Origin of the sequence: Photobacterium sp. NCIMB 13483, from assembly GCF_003025475.1 — a bacterium.
In the GTDB taxonomy this organism is placed as follows: domain Bacteria; phylum Pseudomonadota; class Gammaproteobacteria; order Enterobacterales; family Vibrionaceae; genus Photobacterium; species Photobacterium piscicola.
Genome location: NZ_PYLV01000006.1, coordinates 1 through 23591, shown reverse-complemented (window position 1 = coordinate 23591; position 23591 = coordinate 1). Strand labels below are relative to the sequence as shown.

Annotated in this window: 26 protein-coding genes; 12 read left to right on the top strand and 14 right to left on the bottom strand. The window is 39.8% G+C overall.

What is annotated here, in order from left to right:
• Nucleotides 1–55: 55 nt before the first annotated feature.
• From glpT to ftsY, 7 genes are all read right to left on the bottom strand, one after another.
• Entirely contained in the window at nucleotides 56–1426 is a 1371-nt protein-coding gene (gene glpT / locus C9I86_RS06850) for a glycerol-3-phosphate transporter (protein ID WP_080159235.1), read from the bottom strand.
• Nucleotides 1427–1786: 360 nt separating this feature from the next.
• Nucleotides 1787–2626, bottom strand: a complete 840-nt coding sequence (gene glpG / locus C9I86_RS06845; RefSeq protein WP_080159236.1) for a rhomboid family intramembrane serine protease GlpG — start codon at nucleotides 2624–2626, stop codon at nucleotides 1787–1789.
• A 111-nt stretch (nucleotides 2627–2737) separates the two neighbouring features.
• The gene (gene glpE / locus C9I86_RS06840; protein WP_080159237.1) at nucleotides 2738–3058 is read right to left on the bottom strand and encodes a thiosulfate sulfurtransferase GlpE; all 321 of its coding nucleotides are present in this window, start codon (nucleotides 3056–3058) and stop codon (nucleotides 2738–2740) included.
• 547 nt (nucleotides 3059–3605) lie between these two features.
• Nucleotides 3606–4466 (bottom strand): RNA polymerase sigma factor RpoH, encoded by an 861-nt coding sequence (gene rpoH, locus C9I86_RS06835; protein WP_080159238.1) that lies wholly within the window; start codon nucleotides 4464–4466, stop codon nucleotides 3606–3608.
• 178 nt (nucleotides 4467–4644) lie between these two features.
• Entirely contained in the window at nucleotides 4645–5577 is a 933-nt protein-coding gene (gene ftsX, locus C9I86_RS06830; RefSeq protein WP_080159239.1) for a permease-like cell division protein FtsX, read from the bottom strand.
• Nucleotides 5567–6235 carry a cell division ATP-binding protein FtsE gene (gene ftsE, locus C9I86_RS06825; protein WP_080159240.1) on the bottom strand — a complete coding sequence of 223 codons (669 nt, stop codon included), beginning with the start codon at nucleotides 6233–6235 and terminating at the stop codon, nucleotides 5567–5569. The genes ftsX and ftsE overlap by 11 nt, the downstream gene beginning before the upstream one ends.
• A 4-nt stretch (nucleotides 6236–6239) precedes the next feature.
• Nucleotides 6240–7646: a signal recognition particle-docking protein FtsY gene (gene ftsY, locus C9I86_RS06820; RefSeq protein WP_080159241.1), complete on the bottom strand. Its 1407-nt coding sequence runs from the start codon at nucleotides 7644–7646 to the stop codon at nucleotides 6240–6242.
• Nucleotides 7647–7730: 84 nt separating this feature from the next.
• Between ftsY and rsmD the strand changes: the two genes are divergently transcribed.
• A complete protein-coding gene (gene rsmD / locus C9I86_RS06815; protein ID WP_080159242.1) occupies nucleotides 7731–8336 on the top strand; it encodes a 16S rRNA (guanine(966)-N(2))-methyltransferase RsmD in 606 nt (201 codons plus the stop codon).
• On the top strand, nucleotides 8333–8599 hold the full coding sequence (locus C9I86_RS06810) for a DUF1145 domain-containing protein (protein WP_036789251.1): 267 nt from the start codon (nucleotides 8333–8335) through the stop codon (nucleotides 8597–8599). Before rsmD ends, C9I86_RS06810 begins: the two co-directional genes overlap by 4 nt.
• A 65-nt stretch (nucleotides 8600–8664) precedes the next feature.
• Here C9I86_RS06810 and C9I86_RS06805 read toward each other — a convergent pair whose 3' ends face one another.
• Nucleotides 8665–8982 carry a putative signal transducing protein gene (locus C9I86_RS06805; protein WP_080159243.1) on the bottom strand — a complete coding sequence of 106 codons (318 nt, stop codon included), beginning with the start codon at nucleotides 8980–8982 and terminating at the stop codon, nucleotides 8665–8667.
• Nucleotides 8983–9839: 857 nt separating this feature from the next.
• Complete coding sequence (locus C9I86_RS06795) at nucleotides 9840–10199, bottom strand: DUF4145 domain-containing protein (protein ID WP_107275992.1); 360 nt, start codon at nucleotides 10197–10199, stop codon at nucleotides 9840–9842.
• A 183-nt stretch (nucleotides 10200–10382) separates the two neighbouring features.
• On the opposite strand from C9I86_RS06795, the gene C9I86_RS06790 reads away from it, so the two are divergent.
• Nucleotides 10383–10715 carry a DUF2500 domain-containing protein gene (locus tag C9I86_RS06790; RefSeq protein WP_080159245.1) on the top strand — a complete coding sequence of 111 codons (333 nt, stop codon included), beginning with the start codon at nucleotides 10383–10385 and terminating at the stop codon, nucleotides 10713–10715.
• A gap of 51 nt (nucleotides 10716–10766) precedes the next feature.
• Here C9I86_RS06790 and C9I86_RS06785 read toward each other — a convergent pair whose 3' ends face one another.
• On the bottom strand, nucleotides 10767–11771 hold the full coding sequence (locus C9I86_RS06785; RefSeq protein WP_107275991.1) for an acyltransferase: 1005 nt from the start codon (nucleotides 11769–11771) through the stop codon (nucleotides 10767–10769).
• A 156-nt stretch (nucleotides 11772–11927) separates the two neighbouring features.
• Complete coding sequence (locus C9I86_RS06780; RefSeq protein ID WP_080159247.1) at nucleotides 11928–12650, bottom strand: SDR family oxidoreductase; 723 nt, start codon at nucleotides 12648–12650, stop codon at nucleotides 11928–11930.
• 206 nt (nucleotides 12651–12856) lie between these two features.
• Between C9I86_RS06780 and C9I86_RS06775 the strand changes: the two genes are divergently transcribed.
• From C9I86_RS06775 to C9I86_RS06765, 3 genes are all read left to right on the top strand, one after another.
• A complete protein-coding gene (locus C9I86_RS06775) occupies nucleotides 12857–13714 on the top strand; it encodes a LysR family transcriptional regulator (RefSeq protein ID WP_080159248.1) in 858 nt (285 codons plus the stop codon).
• Between the two features lie 111 nt (nucleotides 13715–13825).
• A complete protein-coding gene (locus C9I86_RS06770) occupies nucleotides 13826–14713 on the top strand; it encodes a patatin family protein (protein ID WP_107275990.1) in 888 nt (295 codons plus the stop codon).
• Nucleotides 14714–14849: 136 nt separating this feature from the next.
• On the top strand, nucleotides 14850–15326 hold the full coding sequence (locus tag C9I86_RS06765; protein WP_107275989.1) for a Dps family protein: 477 nt from the start codon (nucleotides 14850–14852) through the stop codon (nucleotides 15324–15326).
• Nucleotides 15327–15481: 155 nt separating this feature from the next.
• Here C9I86_RS06765 and C9I86_RS06760 read toward each other — a convergent pair whose 3' ends face one another.
• Complete coding sequence (locus C9I86_RS06760) at nucleotides 15482–16708, bottom strand: EAL and HDOD domain-containing protein (protein WP_107275988.1); 1227 nt, start codon at nucleotides 16706–16708, stop codon at nucleotides 15482–15484.
• A gap of 66 nt (nucleotides 16709–16774) precedes the next feature.
• Nucleotides 16775–17392 carry a homoserine/homoserine lactone efflux protein gene (gene rhtB / locus C9I86_RS06755; RefSeq protein ID WP_080159252.1) on the bottom strand — a complete coding sequence of 206 codons (618 nt, stop codon included), beginning with the start codon at nucleotides 17390–17392 and terminating at the stop codon, nucleotides 16775–16777.
• Between the two features lie 202 nt (nucleotides 17393–17594).
• Here rhtB and C9I86_RS06750 point away from each other — a divergent pair, with 202 nt between their 5' ends.
• Both C9I86_RS06750 and C9I86_RS06745 read left to right on the top strand, forming a co-directional pair.
• Nucleotides 17595–18563 (top strand): alpha/beta fold hydrolase, encoded by a 969-nt coding sequence (locus C9I86_RS06750; protein ID WP_107275987.1) that lies wholly within the window; start codon nucleotides 17595–17597, stop codon nucleotides 18561–18563.
• Nucleotides 18564–18727: 164 nt separating this feature from the next.
• Nucleotides 18728–19531: a Cof-type HAD-IIB family hydrolase gene (locus tag C9I86_RS06745; RefSeq protein ID WP_080159253.1), complete on the top strand. Its 804-nt coding sequence runs from the start codon at nucleotides 18728–18730 to the stop codon at nucleotides 19529–19531.
• Nucleotides 19532–19602: 71 nt separating this feature from the next.
• Here C9I86_RS06745 and C9I86_RS06740 read toward each other — a convergent pair whose 3' ends face one another.
• Nucleotides 19603–20061, bottom strand: coding sequence for an EVE domain-containing protein (locus tag C9I86_RS06740; RefSeq protein WP_080159254.1), 459 nt, complete (start codon nucleotides 20059–20061; stop codon nucleotides 19603–19605).
• A gap of 61 nt (nucleotides 20062–20122) precedes the next feature.
• On the opposite strand from C9I86_RS06740, the gene C9I86_RS06735 reads away from it, so the two are divergent.
• The 4 genes from C9I86_RS06735 to potE all read left to right on the top strand — a co-directional run.
• On the top strand, nucleotides 20123–20542 hold the full coding sequence (locus C9I86_RS06735) for a hypothetical protein (protein ID WP_107275986.1): 420 nt from the start codon (nucleotides 20123–20125) through the stop codon (nucleotides 20540–20542).
• A gap of 81 nt (nucleotides 20543–20623) precedes the next feature.
• Nucleotides 20624–21205 (top strand): tRNA-uridine aminocarboxypropyltransferase, encoded by a 582-nt coding sequence (locus tag C9I86_RS06730; RefSeq protein ID WP_080159256.1) that lies wholly within the window; start codon nucleotides 20624–20626, stop codon nucleotides 21203–21205.
• 130 nt (nucleotides 21206–21335) lie between these two features.
• Complete coding sequence (locus tag C9I86_RS06725; protein ID WP_080159257.1) at nucleotides 21336–21803, top strand: glycine zipper 2TM domain-containing protein; 468 nt, start codon at nucleotides 21336–21338, stop codon at nucleotides 21801–21803.
• 692 nt (nucleotides 21804–22495) lie between these two features.
• The coding region (gene potE, locus C9I86_RS06720) for a putrescine-ornithine antiporter (protein WP_107275985.1) at nucleotides 22496–23591 on the top strand (1096 nt) is incomplete at its 3' end.

The following is a 23591-nucleotide window of genomic DNA, read 5'->3' as shown; positions in this document are numbered from 1 at the left end:
GCCAATGCGAAGCCTTTTTATATTACCTACAGCTCAACTAAGAAGCCAAATTTAATCACCCATTTTGCTGTTGTAACTCAAGTTGTTGCTGTTTATAGGCCTTCTTTTCACCAATCATAGTGATAATAAAGAAGAAAATAGCAAGCACACACGAGGCCGTTAGAACAATAAAGCCACCATCCCAACCAAAATGATCAACGGTATAACCAAGCAATGCGTTTGCAGCAACCGCCCCCCCTAAATAACCAAATAGCCCGGTTAATCCAGCGGCGGTTCCTGCGGCCTTTTTAGGTGCCAGTTCTAACGCATACAAACCAATTAACATTACTGGGCCATAAATAAGGAAACCAATCGCAACCAATGCCATCATATCGACACTTGGATTACCCGGAGGATTCAACCAGTAGACCAATACCGCAACGGTCACTAGGGCCATAAATAAAATTCCGGCAGGCGCACGACGACCTTTAAACAGCTTATCGGATATCCAACCACATAATAATGTGCCCGGGATCCCTGCCCACTCATAAAGGAAATAGGCCCATGATGATTTATCTACGGTAAAACCTTTAGCTTCGCCTAAATACACGGGAGCCCAATCTAAAACACCATAGCGAATCAAATAAACAAACGCGTTCGCAATCGCAATGAACCACAATAATTTATTATTAAAAATATATTTAAAGAAAATTTCTTTCGCCGTCATCTCTTGTTCAAACGACTTATCATAACTTTCAGGATAATCATCTTTGTATTCTTCAATCGGTGGTAAACCACAAGATTGCGGAGTGTCACGCATCACTAAGATGGTAAACCCAGCCACCAGCAGCGCAAAGAAAGCCGGAACATAGAAAGCAGAACGCCAATCATCATTAAACGCCCATAAACCAAATATAAATAATGGACCAATTAAACCGCCACCAACGTTATGGGCCACATTCCATACCGAAACCAATCCACCTCTTTCTTTATGTGACCACCAGTGAACCATGGTTCGCCCACACGCTGGCCATCCCATCCCTTGAAACCAGCCATTTAAAAATAACAGCACAAACATCGCTGTAATGCTGCCTGTCGCCCATGGCATAAAACCAAAGCACAGCATCACTATTGATGACAATATCAATCCTGAGGCTAAAAAGAAGCGAGGATTGGATCGATCCGATACATTCCCCATTAAAAATTTAGATAAGCCATAAGCAATTGATACTGCCGCTAACGCAACCCCTAATTCACCGCGACTATAGCCATATTCTTCAATCAAATAGGGCATTGCTAGCGAAAAGTTTTTACGCACTAAATAGTAACCGGCATAACCAAAAAAAATACCAACAAACAATTGCCACCGTAACCGCTTATAGACCGGATCAATACTGCCATCAGGCAAGCGCTGTTTATGCGCTACGGGGGTAAATAAACCAAACATAGATGTTCCTTTCTGTTATCTCACTACTGTAGGGCAGCGTGTGCCGTTGACGTATATCAATACGTTGCTGGCATCTTATGGGGATTGTTTTTGGATTTAACCTACAAACAATCGTTTTATTTTCGATATCGATCAAAACAACACGAATTATTGCGCGAATGGTTGATTAAAAATGTGAAAACAGTCAAAGACAGACAGATAAATATGAATAGATATGAAAATAACGCGGGTTTATATCAACATTGGACTCACTATCAAATAATCAACAGCTTTAGTTAATATCAATATAATAATCACTACCACAGTGATATTAGTAGGCTTAACATCACCGTGGTAGTTGCAGGGGAAACAAGCACAAAGCTAGTGTTTAGAACGCAGTAATTTAGCATCCACGAAAGCAATCGCACAGCCAGTTAATAGTCCCATTAGATGAGCCATATTGGCAATTGCAATCCCAGCCGGTTCAGCAAAACCAATAACAAGCCACACCAACATAAATACCACGTAAGAGCGAGCAATCACTAACCCACGCTGTGGTGCAAGCCAACCCATCCACCAGATATAACCTAATAAGGCATAAACGACTCCAGATAAGCCACCAAAATTAGGTCCATCCAACCAGAATTGACCAAAACCTGAAATCAATGATGAGATCAAAAATAACTGGACGAGTTTTGCAGAACCACTATGGCGTTCAATCTGCCCACCTAAAAGCCACCACCACAAACAGTTAAAAATCACATGCAGCGCTGAGAAATGGAGCAAGGCATGACTAAAATAACGCCACAGCTGCCATTGATCACCATTCATAAATGGGAAATGGAACCAATTAAATAACAGTGATTCAAACCCTAATAACCACAATCCGTAAATAACCAGTGATGCCACCATCACCAACAAGGTAAATGGACCCGCTTGCGCTTTGACCATCGACACTAAACTAGGGCTGGAATAATCAAATTTTGCAGTACGGCTTTCTGCAACTTGCCATGATGCTTCTTGATATTTACTATCATTGGGATTAGCAATAAATGCCTTTAATTCAGCTTCGGCTTCTATCAGATATTGGCTATCAGATAACCATAGTGCGAACTTCCCTTCAGGCTCTGGCGCTAAAGTCAGTTCAATACCTCGCGAAGCCATATAATCAATAAATGCTTGCGCATGACGAGGGTTATAAAATTCAGCTAAGCGATGCATAGTTATCACTCTAATGGATAGGACATAAATAAGTAGTAAAAACGGCAACGTGTAACTTAAATACACGTAACATATGCCAATTTATTCTTATTTTATCAATGGCAAACTTAACTAAGCTTGTACCATAGGTAAGGCTTCACGACGCCAAGCTTCAAAACCACCATCAATGCTATACACCTGCTCATAACCCTGATTAGCTAAATATTGCGCGGCGCCTTGACTGCTGACACCGTGATAGCACATCACTAACAATGGTTGTTCAAAATCAACTTCATCCATCAATGTTACCATTGTATCGTTAGTAAGGTGAAAGGCTGCTTGAGCATGCGCTAGTGCATAAGACTGGGGATCGCGAATATCAACCAATACGGCTTGTGGTTGTTGTAATAATTGCAGGGCATCTTGTACTGAAATATGTTGAAACTGTTCCATGGGTCTTCCTTTTTAGAGTGACAATATCGTGAATAGCAATGGCTGAAATGCTATTTATGATCACGATCGATGCTATCGAAATGAGATCGACAACACACGATCCTGACAATTGATCTGCTCAAAACGGCAGTTAATGACTATTGTACCTCAGCTTAACTGCGGTATCTCCCACCAAAAAATAAGGTTTTATCCACATAATAACCATCCGTAACAACAATAACAGTTCAATACCAACAAGGGGTTATTGCTGATTATAATTACCAACCGCACACAAAGTAACCACCTGTGGAAAAATCTGTGGATTGCGTTGATAATGTGGTTTGCTATAAAAAGATCCACTATATGTAGATCGGATCCTACTATAAGCTGTGGATAAGTCAGCTAAGCATACACACAACTATTCACAAATGTGACCTATAACACATAAAATCAGGTAGATAACCGCAGCTGATCAAATCACGATTATCCACCGCCAATTAAGGCGATCAACAGCTACAAAAAAACCGACACTAAGGTCGGTTTTTATTGCATCGATTAATGACACTTATTAGTAAAAATCACCAACGGCATCTTTAAGCTTCTTCATGGCATTTTTTTCTAGCTGACGAATACGCTCAGCAGAAACGCCATAACTATCAGCTAAATCTTGTAGCGTCGACTTTTGATCGTCAAGCCAGCGCGAACGAACAATGTGCTGACTTCGTTCATCAAGACTGGCTAATGCTTGTGATAAGCGATTATTGGCATGATTTTCCCAATTACTTTCTTCATAACTCAAGGCAACATCTGAGCCTTTATCTTCAAGGAAATAAGCGGGAGCCATCGGCGTTGAGTCACGTTCATCGTCATCATTTTGCATTTCAAACGTCGGATCTTGTGCCGCTAAACGTGATTCCATCTCACGTACTTCAGCCGGCTCTACACCGAGCTGTTCAGCGACCATATTCACTTCGTCATTATTAAACCAACCTAAACGCTTCTTTGATTTACGTAAATTAAAAAATAATTTCCGTTGCGCTTTGGTGGTAGCAACTTTAACGATACGCCAATTACGTAGTACATATTCATGGATCTCAGCTTTGATCCAATGTACCGCAAACGACACTAATCGAACGCCGACTTCAGGATTAAAGCGTTTAACCGCCTTCATCAAGCCAATGTTGCCTTCTTGAATTAAATCAGCAATAGGTAAGCCATAGCCAGAATATCCACGCGCAATATGTACTACGAATCGTAAATGGGACATCACTAACGCTTTAGCAGCATTAATATCACCGTCATAGTGTAGAGCTTCAGCAAGCTCCTTCTCACGCTCAGGCGTTAGCATTGGATAACGGTTTACAGTCTGAATATAACTTTCAAGACTATCCGCCGAAACTAGAACTAATTTCGACATCTCATTTGACATTCGAAAACCTCGTGTAATTTTTGTGCGATCACAACGGTTATTGAGCATGTGCTAACGTTGTGTGAACCGACAATGATGCCTGTAAACATAGTTAAAATGCAAGCCGTAGCGCAAATATATATGCTTATAAGCATCATTTTTTCTTATCGTGTTGTTTTAAAATCCTTAACAACAGCGCTTATACCGGGTTAATTTCACGTAAATGACGCCCAGCTGCTAAACGAGCAGCCATCAGACCAAGGAAGGTTGCGACCATTATCATGATCAAGCTTTCATCCCAACTAAGTCCCAACATTCTAAAATTACTGCCATATAAATTAGATAGCTGTGCAACAGCATCACCTAATAATAAACTCACCCCTTGGGTTAACCCCCATGCAATTAATGCGGCAATCAAGCCATACCACACCCCGACATACAGATAAGGGCGTAGAATATAACTATTGGTTGCACCCACCATTTTCATGACTTGGATTTCATCTTTATGGCTAAGCACCTGTAAACGCAGCGTGTTACCAACAATTAAGAACACTGCAAATAACATTAAGCCTGACATTAATAACGCTAATGCAATCGCTAATTGTTGAATAGCGGCTAAGCGCTGTAGCCAGTCACGATCTAAACGCACTTCTGCAACGTGATTTTGCTGGCCTAATTTTGAAGCTAATTCATTGGCTTTAGCCGTTGTCTGCCAATCACTTTTCGGCTCAACAATCACTACCGCGGGTAAAGGATTATTTTGCTCGTCAAACAAACTGAGGGCTTTATCAAAGCCACCATTTTGGCGGAACTGTTCTAATCCTTGATCGGCAGTAATATATTTAACGCTATTAACTTGTGACCAGTTTTTAATTTTATCAGCCAGAGCCTGACCATCGTCATTAGTCGTATCATGCTGTAAATACAAAGTTATTTGACTTGGGTTTTGCCATGCGTCAGCAACTGCTGTAATATTTTTTGCCATTAAATAAAAAGTACATGGCAAGGTTAATGCGACAGCTAACACCGCAAGGGTTAAAAAATTCCCCAATGGACGGCGAAACATGTCTTTTAATGCAGAGCTTGCTTGTTGGCGATGAATTGCAAAAAAACCAATAGATTTACGCGCCATGTGCAAGCTCCCTTAAATTACCTTTATGTAGATCTAAACGACGATAATCACGGCTAGCAAGCAATGAGGTATCATGCGTTGCCATCAATACGGTGACACCAACGCGATTAAATTCTTCAAATAATCGCAACACTTGTTGTGATAATTCTGCATCAAGGTTACCCGTTGGTTCATCAGCCAACAGTAACATTGGTTTGTTAACAACAGCACGCGCAATACCCACGCGCTGTTGCTCACCACCAGATAATTGGATAGGCAAACATTTCGCCTTATCCAATAATCCAACTTTATCCAACGCTGCGCTCACACGACGTTTGATATCATGTTCATTCATTTGCTCAACCCGTAATGGCAACGCAATATTATCGAAAACACTGCGATCCATTAAAAGCTTATGATCTTGAAAAATAATACCAATATTGCGGCGCAAAAATGGGATTTGCTTATTTGGCAATCGAGTGATGTCGTGACCATTGAACCAGATCTTGCCGTCACTTGGACGCTCAAGGGCACAAATTAACTTCAGCAGGGTACTTTTACCGGCCCCAGAGTGACCCGTTAGAAAAGCCATATCTGCTGGTTTAAGGTGAAAATCTACTTTTTGTAGGGCTTGCCTACCACCACGATAAGCTTTACTTACCTGCTGAAATCGAATCACTTTATCATTCCTCGTTGCTAAATAACGCTTCTATAAACTCATCGGCCGCAAACGGTCGTAAATCATCAATCCCTTCACCAATACCAATATAACGAATCGGAATATTAAATTGATCAGCAATTGCAAAAATAACACCACCTTTAGCAGTACCATCTAATTTAGTAATAGTGATCCCCGATACTGGCGCCACTTCACTAAATAATTTGGCCTGACTAATGGCATTTTGACCTGTACCAGCATCTAATGTCAGCATAATTTCATGCGGTGCTTCGATATCAACCTTCTGCATTACTCGCACAATTTTACGCAACTCTTCCATTAAGTTGCCTTTGTTTTGCAAACGCCCTGCGGTATCAGCAATAACAACATCAATGTTTTTCGCTTTAGCGGATTCAATCGCATCAAAGATCACTGACGCACTATCGGCACCGGTATGTTGAGCAATCACGGGAACATGATTACGCTCACCCCAAACTTGTAACTGCTCAACGGCAGCTGCACGGAAAGTATCACCTGCCGCCAACATTACCGATTTGCCTTCCGCTTGAAATTGCTTGGCTAATTTGCCAATGGTGGTCGTTTTACCGACACCATTTACACCAACCATTAAAATAACATACGGCTTTTTGGTCATATCAACCACTAATGGTTGCTCAACCTTTGCCAGCATTTCACCCAACTCATCTTTTAATAAACCGTATAATGCTTCACCATCATGCAATTCACTACGAGACGCTTTATCTGTCAGGTTATTAATGATCTTTAATGTGGTATCCATCCCCACATCAGCAATTAATAATTGCTCTTCTAGTTCTTCAAATAACTCATCATCAATTTGTTTACCACGGAACAAACCAAAGAAACCAGCACCAAAGTTGGTTTTTGTGCGTTTTAAACCACGCATTAAACGGCTAAAAAAGCCTTCTGATTTTGGTTTTTCTTGTTCAACAGCAGTGGTAACCACAGCCACATCAGTATCATCTGTCGTGGTAATTGTCTCACTACCACTTACCTCTTCAGCGGTTTCCTCAACTGATGTTAGTAATAACTCACTATCATCATTAGGTTCATCAGCTAAAGGTTTTTTGGTATTGGCTGCGATTACATTTTCATCATCAATGACACTGTCTGTTACTAAGGTGTCTTTTTGATGATCATTTTCTTGCAACGTTGCAGCCAATTGGCGATCATTCGTTTCAGCTACTAATTCTGATTCGATGGGTGTTTCTAGCTCAAGTTCATGATTATGACTGGCTTTCAACGGCTCATCGTCAGAGGAATGTGTTGATTGTTGGCTATCAACCGAGCCATCAACTACTGATTGATCAGTAGCTTGTTCCTTTGGTGCGTCGTTATCTTCAGAGCTAAATCCTAGCCATGAAAATAATCCGCGTTTCTTTTTTTCTGCCATTGGCAAATCCTAGCGCTTGATTGGTACAATTTACGGCCTAAAAACAGGTGTATACTATCATTTTCTTAACGGTCAAAAAAATCTATGACGCAGCGAAGACAGCAAACAACTCGCAAAACACAAAATAATCGTCCTGGTGGGTTCGTTAGAATCATCAGCGGACAATGGCGTGGACGCAAATTACCCGTTCATGATGTCGAAGGACTCCGTCCAACCACTGACCGTGTCAAAGAAACACTTTTCAACTGGTTAGCGCAAGACATTTATCAATCTAAATGCCTTGACCTCTTTACTGGTAGTGGTGGTTTAAGTTTTGAAGCACTTTCTCGTGGTGCAGAAAGCGTTACGATGCTTGAGCTTGATAAAAAAGCCGCCGCACAACTTGAAATCAACCTCAACACAGTAAAAGCGACCAATGCCACCGTAGTAAATGGCGACAGTTTACGCTTTTTGTCACAAACAGGTACGCCACACGATATTATTTTTATCGATCCACCGTTTAGAAAAGATCTTATTCAGGATGTTATCACAGCGTTAGAAAATAATGGCTGGTTAACACCACATGCAATGATTTATATTGAAGCAGAAAAGGAATTAGGTCAGTTGGCAATCCCTAGCCACTGGCATTTACATCGCGAAAAAAACGCAGGCCAAGTGTGCTACCGTTTATTTGCTAGAGAGGAACCATGAAAGCACTGATCATTACTGCCAAAATAGCGATAGCCTTAGTATGGCTGATATTATTTATTAACATCGTCCACCCTTTCCCTGGGGTTTCTGCAATAGCACTTTATATCATGACCGCATTTTTATTCATGATGCACGGTTTGCAAATGCTGATTTTCGTTGGTGCGTTTGGTGATAAAATCAATATGTCGCGTTGGGAGCATTGGTCAATTTTAATTTTTGGTATCTTCGCGCTGCTTGATATTCGTCGCAAGCACATGATGTAATATCCATTGAGCGGGCAACATCACTGGTGCTCGCTTTTATTTCTTTTATTCCAAACACTGACGCATTATTCTTCACGATCATGCTGACAATGCCAACATAATTCAAATTGCCCCTGATTCACTTCACCACAATGACCACAATACCAATCAAGATAATCGTTACGTAAATAATTACCAATCACCACTAACGCTTGTTGCCATTGAGACCCGATCACCCATAACTGCACCTCAACCACACTCATCGGTAACTCTCCTGCTGCCGCGGCCAATGCTTCCCCAGTCAACCGTACTGATATCCCTGTGTTTTCTAACAATCCTTTTAAACTATGTGCTTCTAAACTATTGCCTGCGCTATATACACATTGCCATTGTTGATCCGTCATACTCCTGCTCCAATAAACGGACTAATCATCATTTAAAGATAGCAATAGATAATCAAATCTCTGTCTCTAATATTAAACCCATTTTATGATGTCAGTAGCCAAATCACTACGTAAAGTAAATAAAACAACCTCACAAAAACACATAAAAACCCCAAAAACAACCAATATAAAAATAAAAAACCACTCAAAAAAAACAATAAAATACAAAAGGTTATTTTTTAAACATCACAAAAAAACAAAAATAATATATAAAACCAACCAACATTGAATAAAAAGATAAAAACAACGTATTAAATATTTAAAAATAATGAAAAACCAACAACTTAGCTGTTTTTCATACAAAACCTATAACCCCCAAAAATGATAAATTTAAAAAATAACACCAAAACAGCATTACAGTTAAATATCTCCATTTTTTGCGTATTTATAACAAAAATCATTAAGAGTGATAATCAACCCTCACAATAAAACAAAAAATCGCATTAAAAACAAAGAGTAAACCAAATAAGAAAAGCAAACAACACTAATTAACATAAAAATAACACCAAAGAAAACACTGTTTTAATGGTGATAAAAGGCTTTTATTGTCACTCTAAAATGTTTTTATCCAAGATAATCACCACTCAACCTTGTCAAAATGGTTAAAAACATGTTATCTTTGTTGTCAAGATAAAAAACACACCACCTCCAAGGATTGAAAACATGCTGACACATTCACAAAAACAAGGCCTTGTAATGATTGCTGTTGTTGTTGGTCTAATGACACTACCTATTATTTACTAAGCCTCATTCAAGAAACAAAAAAATAGCGCCTAATGGCGCCATTTTTTTATCTATACCCTGAATATTCAGCATTGTTATAACGTAATGTGCTGCCAATGATAAAAATAGAACCCCAACGCCGCTAACGTAATCCCACCCAAAAGCAAAACAGCAGCTCCCCACACTAAGCGACTACTGCGTGGCATTAATTCCATTTCACACTCAGCACATAAATCCATAAACAATTGATAATTCTCAGTATCAAAGCCATCTTCCGTCATTAACTTCTGATGTATTACATTGATTTCATTTAATTTACTAGAGATTTCATCAGGAAAGCGATTATCACAACTCTCAACTAATTGAGTTAAGTCAGAGCCTTTCGCGTGATAATGTTGGCGTAATAAGTCTTCTAACCGACGTGATCTCTCAATGACTTGTTCAATATCCATCATCACCTCCCTAAATATTCAATTATGATTACCTTACCTAAGCTACCCATTCAACATAGTGTTTTAGTAAAATAATTGTATTCAGATCACGATTTTATTATCCATAGTTAGGTATGTATAAATTTGCTGTGAATAATATCGCTGTATTTATTTAATATAGCTGATTAACGACCAAGGAGCTTGGAGATGCCGACATGGATTATTGTCGTACTATGCCTACTATTACTACTGGCATTAACCTATTTTATCTATAACTATCGCCGTCATATCTTAGGTATTGATGCACCAGAAAAAAAGATTGAAGTTCAGATTTTAGATAAACAAAGTAACCGTATTATTGGTGCCCAACCAGGAGAGGAAGATGAAGAATATTGGTTTTATGTACAACCGTTAACAGGGGGGCCTAAACGTGAATTCATGATTGGCATTCATTATTACCATGCGCTTAATCCTGGGGACATCGGCACCATGACCTACCGTGGCCAACAATTCATTCATTTCGCGTTACAACGCCAATAAATATCGCACTGTTTGCTCATTGTCTAATGAGCAAACAGATGATAAATGCGGTTATGGCACCAACCACGCCGTATAACGATGACGACTCAACAACCAACTGGTCGCTAAAGCTAAACTCGCAGCAATTAATGTCCATACTGGAATCGCAATTAATGGATTGGCAAAATAAAGATCATATTGACGTAATGGCCACAAAAAGATCGGATGGATCAAATACACACCAAGGCTATATTTACTTAACCAACCTAATTTAGTCTGAGTCGACGCACTAAACTTATTACTCACCGCTCGACAAAGTAAGAATACCGTTGCTGCAACCACCGCTGTATTCAAGGTTTTATATGACATCCAGCGAGCGACTTTATATTCATCAGCAGCAAAACTATGACTGATCACATTATAGTCAGTTGCGACAACCGCAATCAGTGCTAATGGCAATAACACCTTTAAACTTGGCCAACGGTATTGATACAGGCAATAACCAAGTAATAAATAGCCGCTATATAATAAATAGGTTTCACTCCATAAACCGTCAATATAAAACAGATATAAACCGGTGATCAGCAGCCATACCATAATGACCCCCTTCACTTGTCCTGGTTCTGCTTTTTGTACCCACCACTGAATAACCGGAATAACCAAATAAAGCGGAATGAAATAATAGAAAAAACCAAGATGATAATAGGTTTCATGGGTCGGTAGTTTTTTCAGTACCGACCAACTTAATGCGCTATCAAAACCATTAACCGTTAGACCAGAGAAGAAGGCATAGAACACCGACCATACTAAAAAGGGAATCAGTACTTTGCCAAACCGACGTTTAATATAGTAGACGGGATCAAAAGAACGTTGATCACTAAGCATAAGAGCACCAGTGATCATAATAAACACCGGTACAGCCCAGCGACTAAGGCTATTAAACGTAATTGCACTCATCCACTGCCAATCGGGTATCTGACCAATTTGATCTCGATAGGGGCCAAGGACATGGATCACGACAACTGCCAAGGCAGCAACCACTCGCAGTAAATCAAAAAATCCTATTTTTTCTCTCACCAATGGCCCCTTATATAAAAAGCAGATACAAAAAAGCAGAGCCATAATCATTTACGGCTCTGCTTTGAATATAGCAGTCACTTAGCAGCAAGTATCTATCACAGTGATGAATTAACCGATAACTCACTCATTGTTGACAGCAATTTTACCTGATAGTTAAGGCTGTTGACGTGTGGCAGCTAATACAATTTCACGCACACATAAATTTTGAGGCTGGTTATAAGCATAGCTAATCGCGTTGGCAATATCTTGCGGTGCAATTACACCCCCCATGCCTTGTTTCCATTCTTGGTAGCCTGCTTTAATCGCATCACTACTAGTATGGCTTAATAACTCAGTTTCAACAGCGCCAGGGGCAATAGTAATAAAGCGCACATTATCATCTGCCACTTCTTCACGAATATTTTCAGTGATAGCGTGTACCGCAAATTTAGTACCGCAATAAGCTGCATGATTAGGGAATGTTTTACGACCAGCGATTGAGCTGATATTAATAACAGTACCTGTTTTACGTGCTTTCATGCCCGCAAGAACCACATGAATACCGTTTAGCATCCCCATTACATTGACATTAAACATGGTTTGCCATTCGGTAGGATCCTGCTCATCAGCAAGACCAAGTAGCATCATACCAGCATTATTAATTAAGCAATCTACTGGGCCAAATTTTTGCTCAGCTTCAGCAACTGCCGCCGCAATTGCTTTAACATCCGTTACATCTACTTTGCGGCACAATGTATTAGGTAGGTTTAGTGCTTCCATCGCTTCAACACGACGTGCTAAAAGTAATAGCGGATACCCTTCCGCAGCTAATTTACGCGCAGTAGCTTCACCAATACCTGAACTTGCACCCGTGATCACAACTAAAGATTTCGACATGTTTTTTTTCCTCTAGAATAAACCGCACTATTGATGCAGCCAGCTAAGATGCTGTTGATGGCAATAACTATAGAACGAATTACCACAGCTGAAAAATATCTATTTCCTTGGTTTATCATCAACAAAAACTATGGATAACAACAAACCGTCATAAGTTTCAGCAATGTGATAGGCTAACAAGGTCTTTTTCAATCGAGTATTAACGGATGGATTTACGCTTATTACGATTTTTTATTGCTGTTTATGAAGAAAAAAATATCACCTTAGCCGCAGAACGATGCTGTGTGTCTCAACCATCAATATCGAGTGGCATCAAGCAATTAGAGCAAGAGTTAGCGACTCAGCTTTTTATTCGTCATAAAAAAGGGGTTAACCTTACCGATGAAGCACACTACCTTTATCCATTAGCGATTCGATTGTTAAATGACGTTAATACCCTGCCGCAACTCTTTCAGCAACGTACTGAACGTTTACCGCTAACACTGGCTAATTTTGCCGATCTTAGCCAAAGTCAGTTAGCGATTGTATTAGCACAACTGCACCAGCAAATTCCTAATCTTTTAATTGAATTAGTCGATCATGATAAAAAAGCCGATGCGCGATTAACACTAGACATGTTTAAAGCTGAAGATGAGATTTTTCTGCCATTATGGGATGAAGATTATGTGCTGTGTATGTTGCCCGATCACCCACTAGCAAGCCTAACCAGCGTATCGCCACAGCAATTACACCAACATGATTTTATTGAATGTCCGCCGTGTGAGGCTCACCAACAAACCATAGGCTTACTGGCATGTGATGGTCTATCGGTTAATTTAGTGGCAAAAGCTGAACATAAAACCCAAGTAATGCATTTAGTACAAGCTGGATTAGGGATCTCTTTTCTACCAACGGGTGTCCTAGAAAGTGCGACCCAATTGGTTACTGTTCCTCTAGAAGGTCCACGTATGTTCCGTCGCTTAGGGTTATGCTATCCCGCCACTAAAACGTTAAATCCAGCGTTAGCAGCTTGCATTAAAGTATTAAGCCAACAGGTTGCAATTGACCATCAATCCAATGGTTAAGTTTTACCTATCACAGCAATAAGAAAAATCGAATTTTTTATTGCTGTAAATCTGTTTATTCTGAAATTAGAGCAAAGTCAGTTAAATAGATTAAAATAAATAGGTTATGCAATGAATACAATCCAACCCACTTCCCATGCCTTGGTTGTCGAAGGTGGTGCAATGCGTGGCATTTTTGCTAGCGGTGTACTTGATGCATTCCTTGAAAATAACTATTTACCGTTTGATTTTGCTATTGGCGTCTCAGCCGGAGCGACAAATTTAATTGGGTATTTAAGTGGTAATTACGGCCGTAGCCATAAGATCATTACTCAATATTCTCGTGATCCCCAATTTATTAATTTTTCTCGTTTTACCCATGGCGGTCATTTAACCGATATTGACTGGTTATGGCGCACAACTTCACGTTATTTACCGTTAAACCTACTCAAATATGAACAACGTCAAATTCCCCTTTATGCGACCACAACCAATCTAGAAACAGGTGCCGCTGAATATATTAAGGTAACGCGGCATAATATTATGCCGCTAATGGAAGCAACCTGCGCCCTACCCGTCGCTTATCGTCATAATCCAACCATTGATGGCGTTGCAATGAGTGATGGCGGTATTGGCGATTCAATTCCAGTTATTGAAGCGTATCGTCGTGGAGCACGTAAGATCACGGTAATTTTATCAAAACCACTAGGGTTTCATAAACACGACACCAAATTACCATGGTTAATCAAATCGATGTTTCATGATCACCCAGCCTTTGCAGAAGCCGTGATGACGCGTCCTAGCCGTTATAATGCAGCGCTTGATTTCATTAATCATCCGCCAGCAGATTGCACCATTACCGTTATTGCCCCTAATCACGATTTCCATGTTGGCCGCCTAACTCGCAACCTCAATAAATTAGAACAAGGTTACTTACAAGGAAAACAAGCAGGTCATCATGTCTGTGGCATTATTCCTTGTGAAGGTGATCATTGCGATCCTGAACCGTTAGTTGCCTAAGCCATCGTGCATTCATAGATTAAATCTATCATTACAATAGATAGCAACAGTTATATCTATCAAGACTATTTACCTATACTAACTTCATCAAAACAAAACCTGCTTTTGTTTTTAACCATTTTATGAGGAATGTACCATGGCTCACCAAACCAATTTAATCGGTCTTGACAGTGATAAAGCCCAAGCGCTGGCTGCTGACCTCAATCAACTGCTTTCTAACTACCAAGTATTTTATATGAATACTCGGGGTTACCATTGGAATATCAAAGGCCAACAATTTTTCGAATTGCATTTGAAATTTGAAGAAATTTATACTGATTTGCAAATCAAAATTGATGAATTAGCAGAACGTATTTTAACCCTTGGTTACACACCCGATCACAGCTTCAGTCGTTATTTAACGGCAAGTGACATCCAAGAACACCAAAATGTCAGTGATGGTCAGCAAGGAGTGCAAGGCTTAGTCGATGGATTCAGCATTCTACTTGGTCAACAACGTCGCATTCTTACGGCGGCAGGCGATGCAAGTGATGAAGGAACAGCGGCATTGATGGGCGATTATATTCGCGAGCAAGAAAAATTATTGTGGATGCTTAACGCTTATCTGCAATAACTAAAATTAACACTACAAAATGTTAGTAAACTAGTCACTGGCTAACATTTAAAAATATACAAGTGTCATACCCGTGTATTTCTATCCAAGGCGATCCGCCTGACTAACGCAATACATTATATGGTTCTTTTGGGGTCTTTACGGCCCCGTTTTTTTTATTCATTTGAATAATCAAGTTGAGTACATTTTTCTGCCCATGCAACGGCTTGTAAATAACTCTCTTGTACTTGCTGTTCTGATACTCCTAACTCACCAGCGGCTAATGTCACTTGCTGCCAATCCGCTTTATCAAAAGCATCAACAACATTAAGCACCATCCCTAAGTCTCCTTGGCGATGTAATAATGCCAGTTTAATATGTGGCTGCAGTTTTAATAACACCAATAATTCAGCTAACGAGCTATCTAATAACGCATCCAACAATGAGAACATTCCTGCCAAAAAAGCTTGTTCAGACGGTATCATTAATGAGCTGTAATGTACCAATTTCTCACACATTTTGGCACGTTGTAATGACAGTACATACAAAGCTTTAGGCTTATCTAATGCTGCATGTGCAGTGGCAACAACGCCAACAAACATCCGTAATTTTTCTTCGCCTAAATAAACTAAAGCCTGATGAAAAGAGCTGATCGGCTCAATCAAGCGTCGGTTTGCATTATTCACATAACGTAATAACAAATAAGACAATGACACATCACTACTGATGATCATTTCAATATCGGAAAAATTCACAGGCTCAGTACTAATAGCCTGTAATAATTGAATAGTTGTTAACTCAGAGGAGGCAACTTTGCGTCGTTTAAGAAGCTCAGGGCGACTAAAATAATAACCTTGGAACAGGTCAAACCCAGCAGTAAGAGCAACCTGAAAGTCATCATATGATTCTACTTTTTCAGCTAAAAACTTCACCTTCATATGATGATTATTACGCACAAAATCACACGCTTTATCCAAGCCAAGCATCAATAGATCAAGCTTAATAATATGTACATAACGAAAGAAACGTTGCCATCTTACATCGTATTCAAAATCATCCAGCGCAATAATATAGCCTTTGTGGTAAAGATGTTTGATGGCTGAAAATAATTCATCATCGGGAATACAGGTCTCTAATATTTCAATAACCACTTTGCTCTTTGGTAACAGTAACGGCATTAAACTCACTAAGCAATGTTGAGGAAAATTAATGAAGTTTCGTTGTCCTTTAAAAGTACGTTCATTACCAATTGCCATATAGTTTTCAAGTACAAGCCGACATGTTGCTTCGTTAGCCTCTATTACAGGAAAAGCATTGCACTCTCCATTACGAAATAGCAGCTCATGACCAATCGTTTGTTGACGACGGTTAAAAATGGGCTGACGAGCGACGTAAGAAAACATTGTAATAATACCTTTTAGATCACAGCGATTAATGACACATTAATTCAAGACTAACCCCCACTTTTATTACGCACGAGCCAATGCAAGCAATGCTCCACAACCAATAAACATCGAACCAAAAATACGATTAAGACGCGTCATTATCGTAGCTGAACGAATATAGTGGGTAAAACGTGACGCCAAGCAGACATAAAACAACATTACACTGGCATCAATCACCAATGTCGTTATACCTAAAATTAATAATTGTGGTAATTGTGGCTGCGTAGCGTTTATAAATTGCGGAAATAGTGCCACTAAAAAAACAATCGTTTTAGGGTTAGTTAAATTCACCAAAACTGCACGCTGAAATAAACATCCAGCAGTGACTGACTTATCAACATTTTCAAGTGATAACGCATTGTGCTCACGCCACTTTTGAATACCTAACCAGACTAAATACGCGGCACCAATCCATTTTATCAGCGAGAAAGCCACTGCTGATTGCGCTACTAATGCACCTAATCCAACTCCAACAAGCACGATATGAACCGCCATTCCCAATTGTAACCCCACAATAGATGCTAACGACTTACGCCAGCCATACACCATGCCGTTACTGATGGAATTAACCGTTCCAGATCCTGGAGCAAAACTAAATACGATGGCTGCAACAACATAGGTTAGCCAAATCTCCACACTCATTGATATTCCCTTATTATTATATCAAGCTATTATAAGGCTGTGTTATACCTCGACATTAGATAAACAAGCAACTTATTGCTTTATTACGCGGTGGGCAATAAATAAGGTATACTGGCAAATATGATAATAAGCAACGAGATAGCTCGTTCGCAAAACTATCATTCAATTCTTTGCCTCGTAGTTCACAACTTTCGGAAACGTTATGACCCACTCCGCCTTGCATTTTTCACAAGAAGCTAGCTTCAGTAATATGATGGCAGGCCCAATTACTGCGCTATGGCAACAACGGCATGAAGGCACGTTGCAAGGTGTCAATCAGTGCCAATTAAGTTGGGTTAGTTTAACGCCGGGTACCAGCAATAAAGTCATTGTGATTGTGAATGGGCGCATTGAAAGTTACTACAAATACCAAGAACTATTTTTTGATTTAATCAATCAAGGCTACCATATTTACGCCCTTGATCACCGTGGCCAAGGCATGTCACAACGATTAACGGCGGATCCTGAAATGGGGTATGTTGATCAATTTGATGATTACGTTACGGATCTGCATACCTTCATCACCGATATTGTCAAACCTCAAGGTTATCAACATCACTTTCTATTAGGTCATTCGATGGGGGGAGCTATCAGTAGTCTACTGCTTGCTCGTCATCCTAAACTGATTGATCGAGCGGTATTAAGTGCACCAATGCATGGTATTCATCTTAAACCCAGTTTGCGTTTTTTTGCTGAGCCATTAGCACGCTTTAATGATTACATTCATCGCCAACCCACTTATGCACCAGGACAACGCGCTTACTACCCAAAACCGTTTGCAAATAATCCACTGACACACAGCGAAACGCGTTTTCAATGGAGCAAAAGTTTATACCAACAACAACCCCAATTACGTTTAGGGGGTGCCAGTAATCGTTGGGTGTGGCAAAGTATGGCCGCGACCCGTCATTGTATTGCTGAAGCTAAGAACATCATCACTCCAACCTTAATATTACAAGGTAGTGCCGATCATATTGTCGATAACCAAGCCCATTATCATTTCTGCCAACACACGCCTAATTACAGTCAAATAGTCACGATCGCTGATGCTCGTCACGAATTATTATTTGAAAAAGACCAATATCGTAATATTGCTTTAATGGAAATTTGCAACCATTTTGCGGCATCATAATAGTAAATAAATTCAAAAAGACTACGCCATCACAAAAATAAAAGCGGAAATATTTATTACTAACATCAACCCCTTTTTATCTCTCATAGTAGTTTAAGATTAGCGACTCACATTTGATCTCGTTATCTTTATTTTCGCTACATTTCTATTTATTGAGAGTTTTCATGTATCAAATCGTTGCTTCAGATTTAGATGGCACCTTACTAAATCCCGACCATAAAATTGCGCCATTTACTCGCGATGTATTACAGCGCCTTGACCAACAACAAATAAATTTTGTCTTCGCCACTGGCCGTCATCATATCGATGTCGAAGAAATACGTGAAAAATTAGCTATTCCAGCTTATATGATCACCTCTAATGGTGCTCGCGTACATAACAGCCAAGGCGAACTGGTCTTTCAACAAGATCTAAGTGCTGACGTTATTCGTGGTGTAATTGAACTCGCTAAAGACGATCCTGCATTACATATTCATATGTATTGTGGCGATCAATGGCTTTTAAATCATGATAATGAACAGCTAAAAGAGTTCCATGATAGCTTTAGTTATCACTTGTATGATGCCAATAATCCCCCAGTAGAAAACGTGGCTAAAATCTTTTTTACTCGTGATGACGAAGATCATGAAGCGTTAGTGAAATGGGAACAGTGTTTCAATACCCATTTTGGTGATAAAGCCAACGTCGCCTTTTCAACTCCCTGGTGTCTTGAAGTAATGGATGCGGGAGTGTCAAAAGGTCATGCACTTAAAGCCGTCGCTGAAGCTCTGGGTTACCAACTGGCTGACTGTATTGCATTTGGTGATGGTATGAATGATGCTGAAATGTTAGCAATGGCCGGTAAAGGTCTGGTAATGGGAACCTCACACGAAAAAGTGAAACAGGCATTACCAAATAATGAAGTTATTGGCTCAAACGCTGACGAAGCAGTAGCACATTATTTAGAACAGCATTTGTTAACGCGCTAATTTGGCCGTTTTTATGCTTGAAAAATCTAAATCAGTGACAGTCATAGCGCTCTATGTTGTCACTGTTTTATTTAAAACTGTCCCGTCATGGCTAATATGTGTTGCCATTGCGCCGCTGTTACTGGCATCACACTGAGTCGATTGCCTCTTTTCACTAATGGCATTTCAGCTAACTCAGGCGTCTTTTTCATTCGTGCTAAGCTTACTAATCGCAAATGTTGTTGGTATTCAATATCCACCATTACCCACGGTGGTTTTTCACAGCTGGCCTTGGGATCAAAATACGCACTTGTTGGTTCAAATTGAAAATGATCAACATAGGCTTCTTTCACCACTTTCGCGATACCAACCACACCGATAGCTTTGCAAGAAGAATGATAAATCAGCACTAGATCACCACATTTAACCTCATCGCGTAGCATATTTCTAGCTTGGTAATTACGCACCCCTTCCCATGGTGAAACTTTTTGTTGTTTTAAGGTGTCTATTGAAAAGGTATCTGGTTCGGTTTTAAATAACCAATACGCCATAGATTTTCCCTCATTACGCTAATTTCAATGTTGAAATTGAGCCTACCATAGAGAGTACATAATGCCATACCCACGTTTATCACTTGCATTACTGCTAGCGGCAACCACCTTATCGGGCTGTGCTAGCTGGATACCCGCTGCTTTTAAAAGCGATCCTGCAGAGTCACAATGGGTGGGAAATTATAAAAGTGATACTGAAATGGGTCTAACGACACATCTTCACTTAGCTGACGATCATGACGCAACAACGACTTACACTTATACTAATGGTGATCCTGATTTATTAGAAACAGGTCATTGGCAAGCAATCAATACCACCACAGTCAAAGTCACAATGACTACCCATCAAGGACGCCCATTAAATAGCGAACGCATTTATAGTTATGATCCTCATAGTGAACAATTAAGCACAAAACAAGAAACTGTCGATGGTCAAACTTATGAACTTGGCGTTGAAGGGTTAATTCTGCAACGCCAATAACGATCAATATTATTCTCTATCGTGACTCAAAGGTGGCGTTATGCCACACTGCCACCTTTATTGTTTACTATGAGAAAAATCATGGCTTGCCAGCGTTGCGGTTTTCAATTTAATTGTATTTGTGACATCGAACCACAATTACAATCAGCGGCCGATTTTATCCTGCTAACTCATCCTCGTGAATGCAACAAAGACACTAATACTGGCGTATTAATGACTCGAACTCTACCCAGTTGTCGCGTTGAAATGTGGCACCGCACACAACCACCACAACGATTACTAGACCAACTACAAAATCCTCATTATCAAGCATGGTTAGTCTTTCCAAGTGATGAACAACATTTGGCACAACCTTTAACATTACCAACAGCAACCGATGCAAAAATATTATTAATAATTCTAGATGCAACTTGGCAAGAAGCCCGCAAAATGGTGCGTAAAAGTCCATGGCTAAGCCAATTACCTCGTATTGCAATCACCCCTCAGCAGACATCTAACTACGCTTTGCGTCGCAATCAACAACCAGGACATCTATGTACCTGTGAGGTCGGTATTGAATTATTAAATTTACTGCAACAACCTCAAGCGGCACAACAACTACAAACCTATTTTAATCATTTTATTAATACTTACCACGCCGATAAAAGTGGTCACGCAAAATAACCACCGGTTGCGATTAAACTATCTAACAGTTGTTTTTGTAATATCAGATTTACTGCTTTATTTTCTAAATAAAAAGGCTCAAATTAGAAATAACCATTTTATACACCGTATTTTTAGTGAAGCAGATACCATGAAAACCAAAATTCTTGCTGTAGTAATAATAGCTTCGACCTTAGGTCTTGCAGGCTGTGCGGCCAATCCTTATGGCAATGCCTACAATGTAAATGATGCTCGCCAGATGCAACAAGTTTACTACGGTACAGTGGTGCGAACCCAAGCTGTGACGCTAAACGGTAATGGTAATGGCATCGGCACCTTAGCTGGCGGCGCAATTGGTGGCATTCTTGGTTCTGGCGTTGGCGGTGGTAAAGGTGCTGAAATAGCCTCTATTGGTGGCGCATTGCTGGGTGGGTTCCTGGGCAATGAAGCAGGTAATCAAGTAACCAAACACAATGGGGTTAACTTAACCATAAAAATGGATAGTGGTCGCACGGTATCTATTGTGCAACAAGTTAATCCTCAAGTTATGTTTCATACCGGAGAGCGAGTACAAGTTAACCTTAGTGATGATGGTACTTCGCGAGTAACACCTGCATAAAAATAGTGCTATTATTTTGATAAAAGGAGTTGCGACTCCTTTTTTATTATTCAAAAAAAGCCATATTTGAAAGTCATCACTGACTAAAATCCCTTGCTATTCCTCGGTAGCTTCATACCAATCTGTACGTTTATTGGTAGGTAATCCTCTCAAAGATAGAGAGTCGCGGTTATTATGGCGCATTATTAGTAAAATAAATGCCCACATAACAAGGCATGCAACCTCACTATTAATGCATAACTATTTTATGCTTACAGTTGCAAACGTGGAGTTTGTAGCATAATCACTATCTAGTTATCAGTTCAAGCTACTGTTATTAATGCTTTTTAATTATTAATCCTTATAGCCTCATAATGGAATGTTAATTTTCACGAAATTAAGCAATCGAATAACGATACTCTTTATTAATTTACTCTCTAAATATGCAACGTTTCTTTGCGCTTTTACGGTTTTTTTTTTATCAAAATAGCAGCATCATAGCACTCGTTAAATAAGTAAACGGTGATGAGATTAAGTAATTCCAGCAATGAAAAAGTATATTTAATTTATTTTTTTGGTTAGGTAAGACAATCAAAAAAATAATTTAATTATTTATCGGCGTTGAATTTTTTAATTAGCATGACTTTATTTTCATTACGATAAATAAACTATTTTTATAGCGTTTATATCCTCCTCAATCATAGGTGAATATAATGTCATCAGATACTGGCACTAAAAAAATGGGTCTTGTCGGCTTAACTGTACTTGTTGCAGTTAACATGATGGGTTCCGGTATTATTATGCTACCAGCAAGCTTGGCGCAAGTTGGTGCAATCTCAATGTTATCTTGGGTTGTGACTGCGCTAGGTGCAATGTGTATTGCTTACACATTCGCTAAATGTGGTGCATTTTGTAAACGCTCTGGCGGTATGTCAGCTTACGCAGAAGAAGCACACGGAAAATCATCTTTCTTCATCTCTTCTTACACTTACTACGTGTGTTTGGTGATTAGCTGTGTTGCTATTGCCGTTTCTTGTTTAGGTTACATCAAACCATTTATGCCTTGGCTAGATACACCTATGCACACTTTCTACGGTGTAGTCGCTATCCTTATCTTCACTATGGTAGCTAACTTTGGCGGTGCAAAAATCACAGGTCAAATCTCAACCTTTACTGTTTGGGGTATTATTATTCCTGTTGCAGGTCTATCTATCATCGGTTGGTGGTGGTTCGATCCACAAACATTCATGAGCGCATGGAACCCACATCATGACACAGCTATGCACTCAGTATCTTCTGGTATCGCATTGACTTTATGGGCTTTCCTAGGTATTGAATCTGCAGGTGCTAACTCTGATGCGGTTGAAAACCCAGAGCGTAACGTACCCCTTGCAGTACTGTTTGGTACTGGTTTCGCAGCGATTGTTTACATTGCTTCAACGGGTGTTATTCAAGGTATTATTCCTAACTCAGAACTAGCAGCATCAACTGCACCGTTTGGTCTTGTCTTCAGCCACATGTTCAACCCAACAGTAGGTAACATTGTTACACTGGCAGCAGTTGTTGCATGTCTAGGCTCACTACTTGGCTGGCAGTTCACTAACGCCCAGGTTTCTAAAGCCGCGGCTGATGAAGGTCTATTCCCTAAAATCTTCTCTAAAACAAACAAAGCAGGTGCACCGATTGCAGGTATGTTAATCATGCTTGCGGCTGAGATTCTACTAGCAGTAATGACTATCTCTCCTAACTTGATCAGTCAGTTCAACGCACTATTGAACCTAGCCGTATTCATTAACATGGTACCTTACA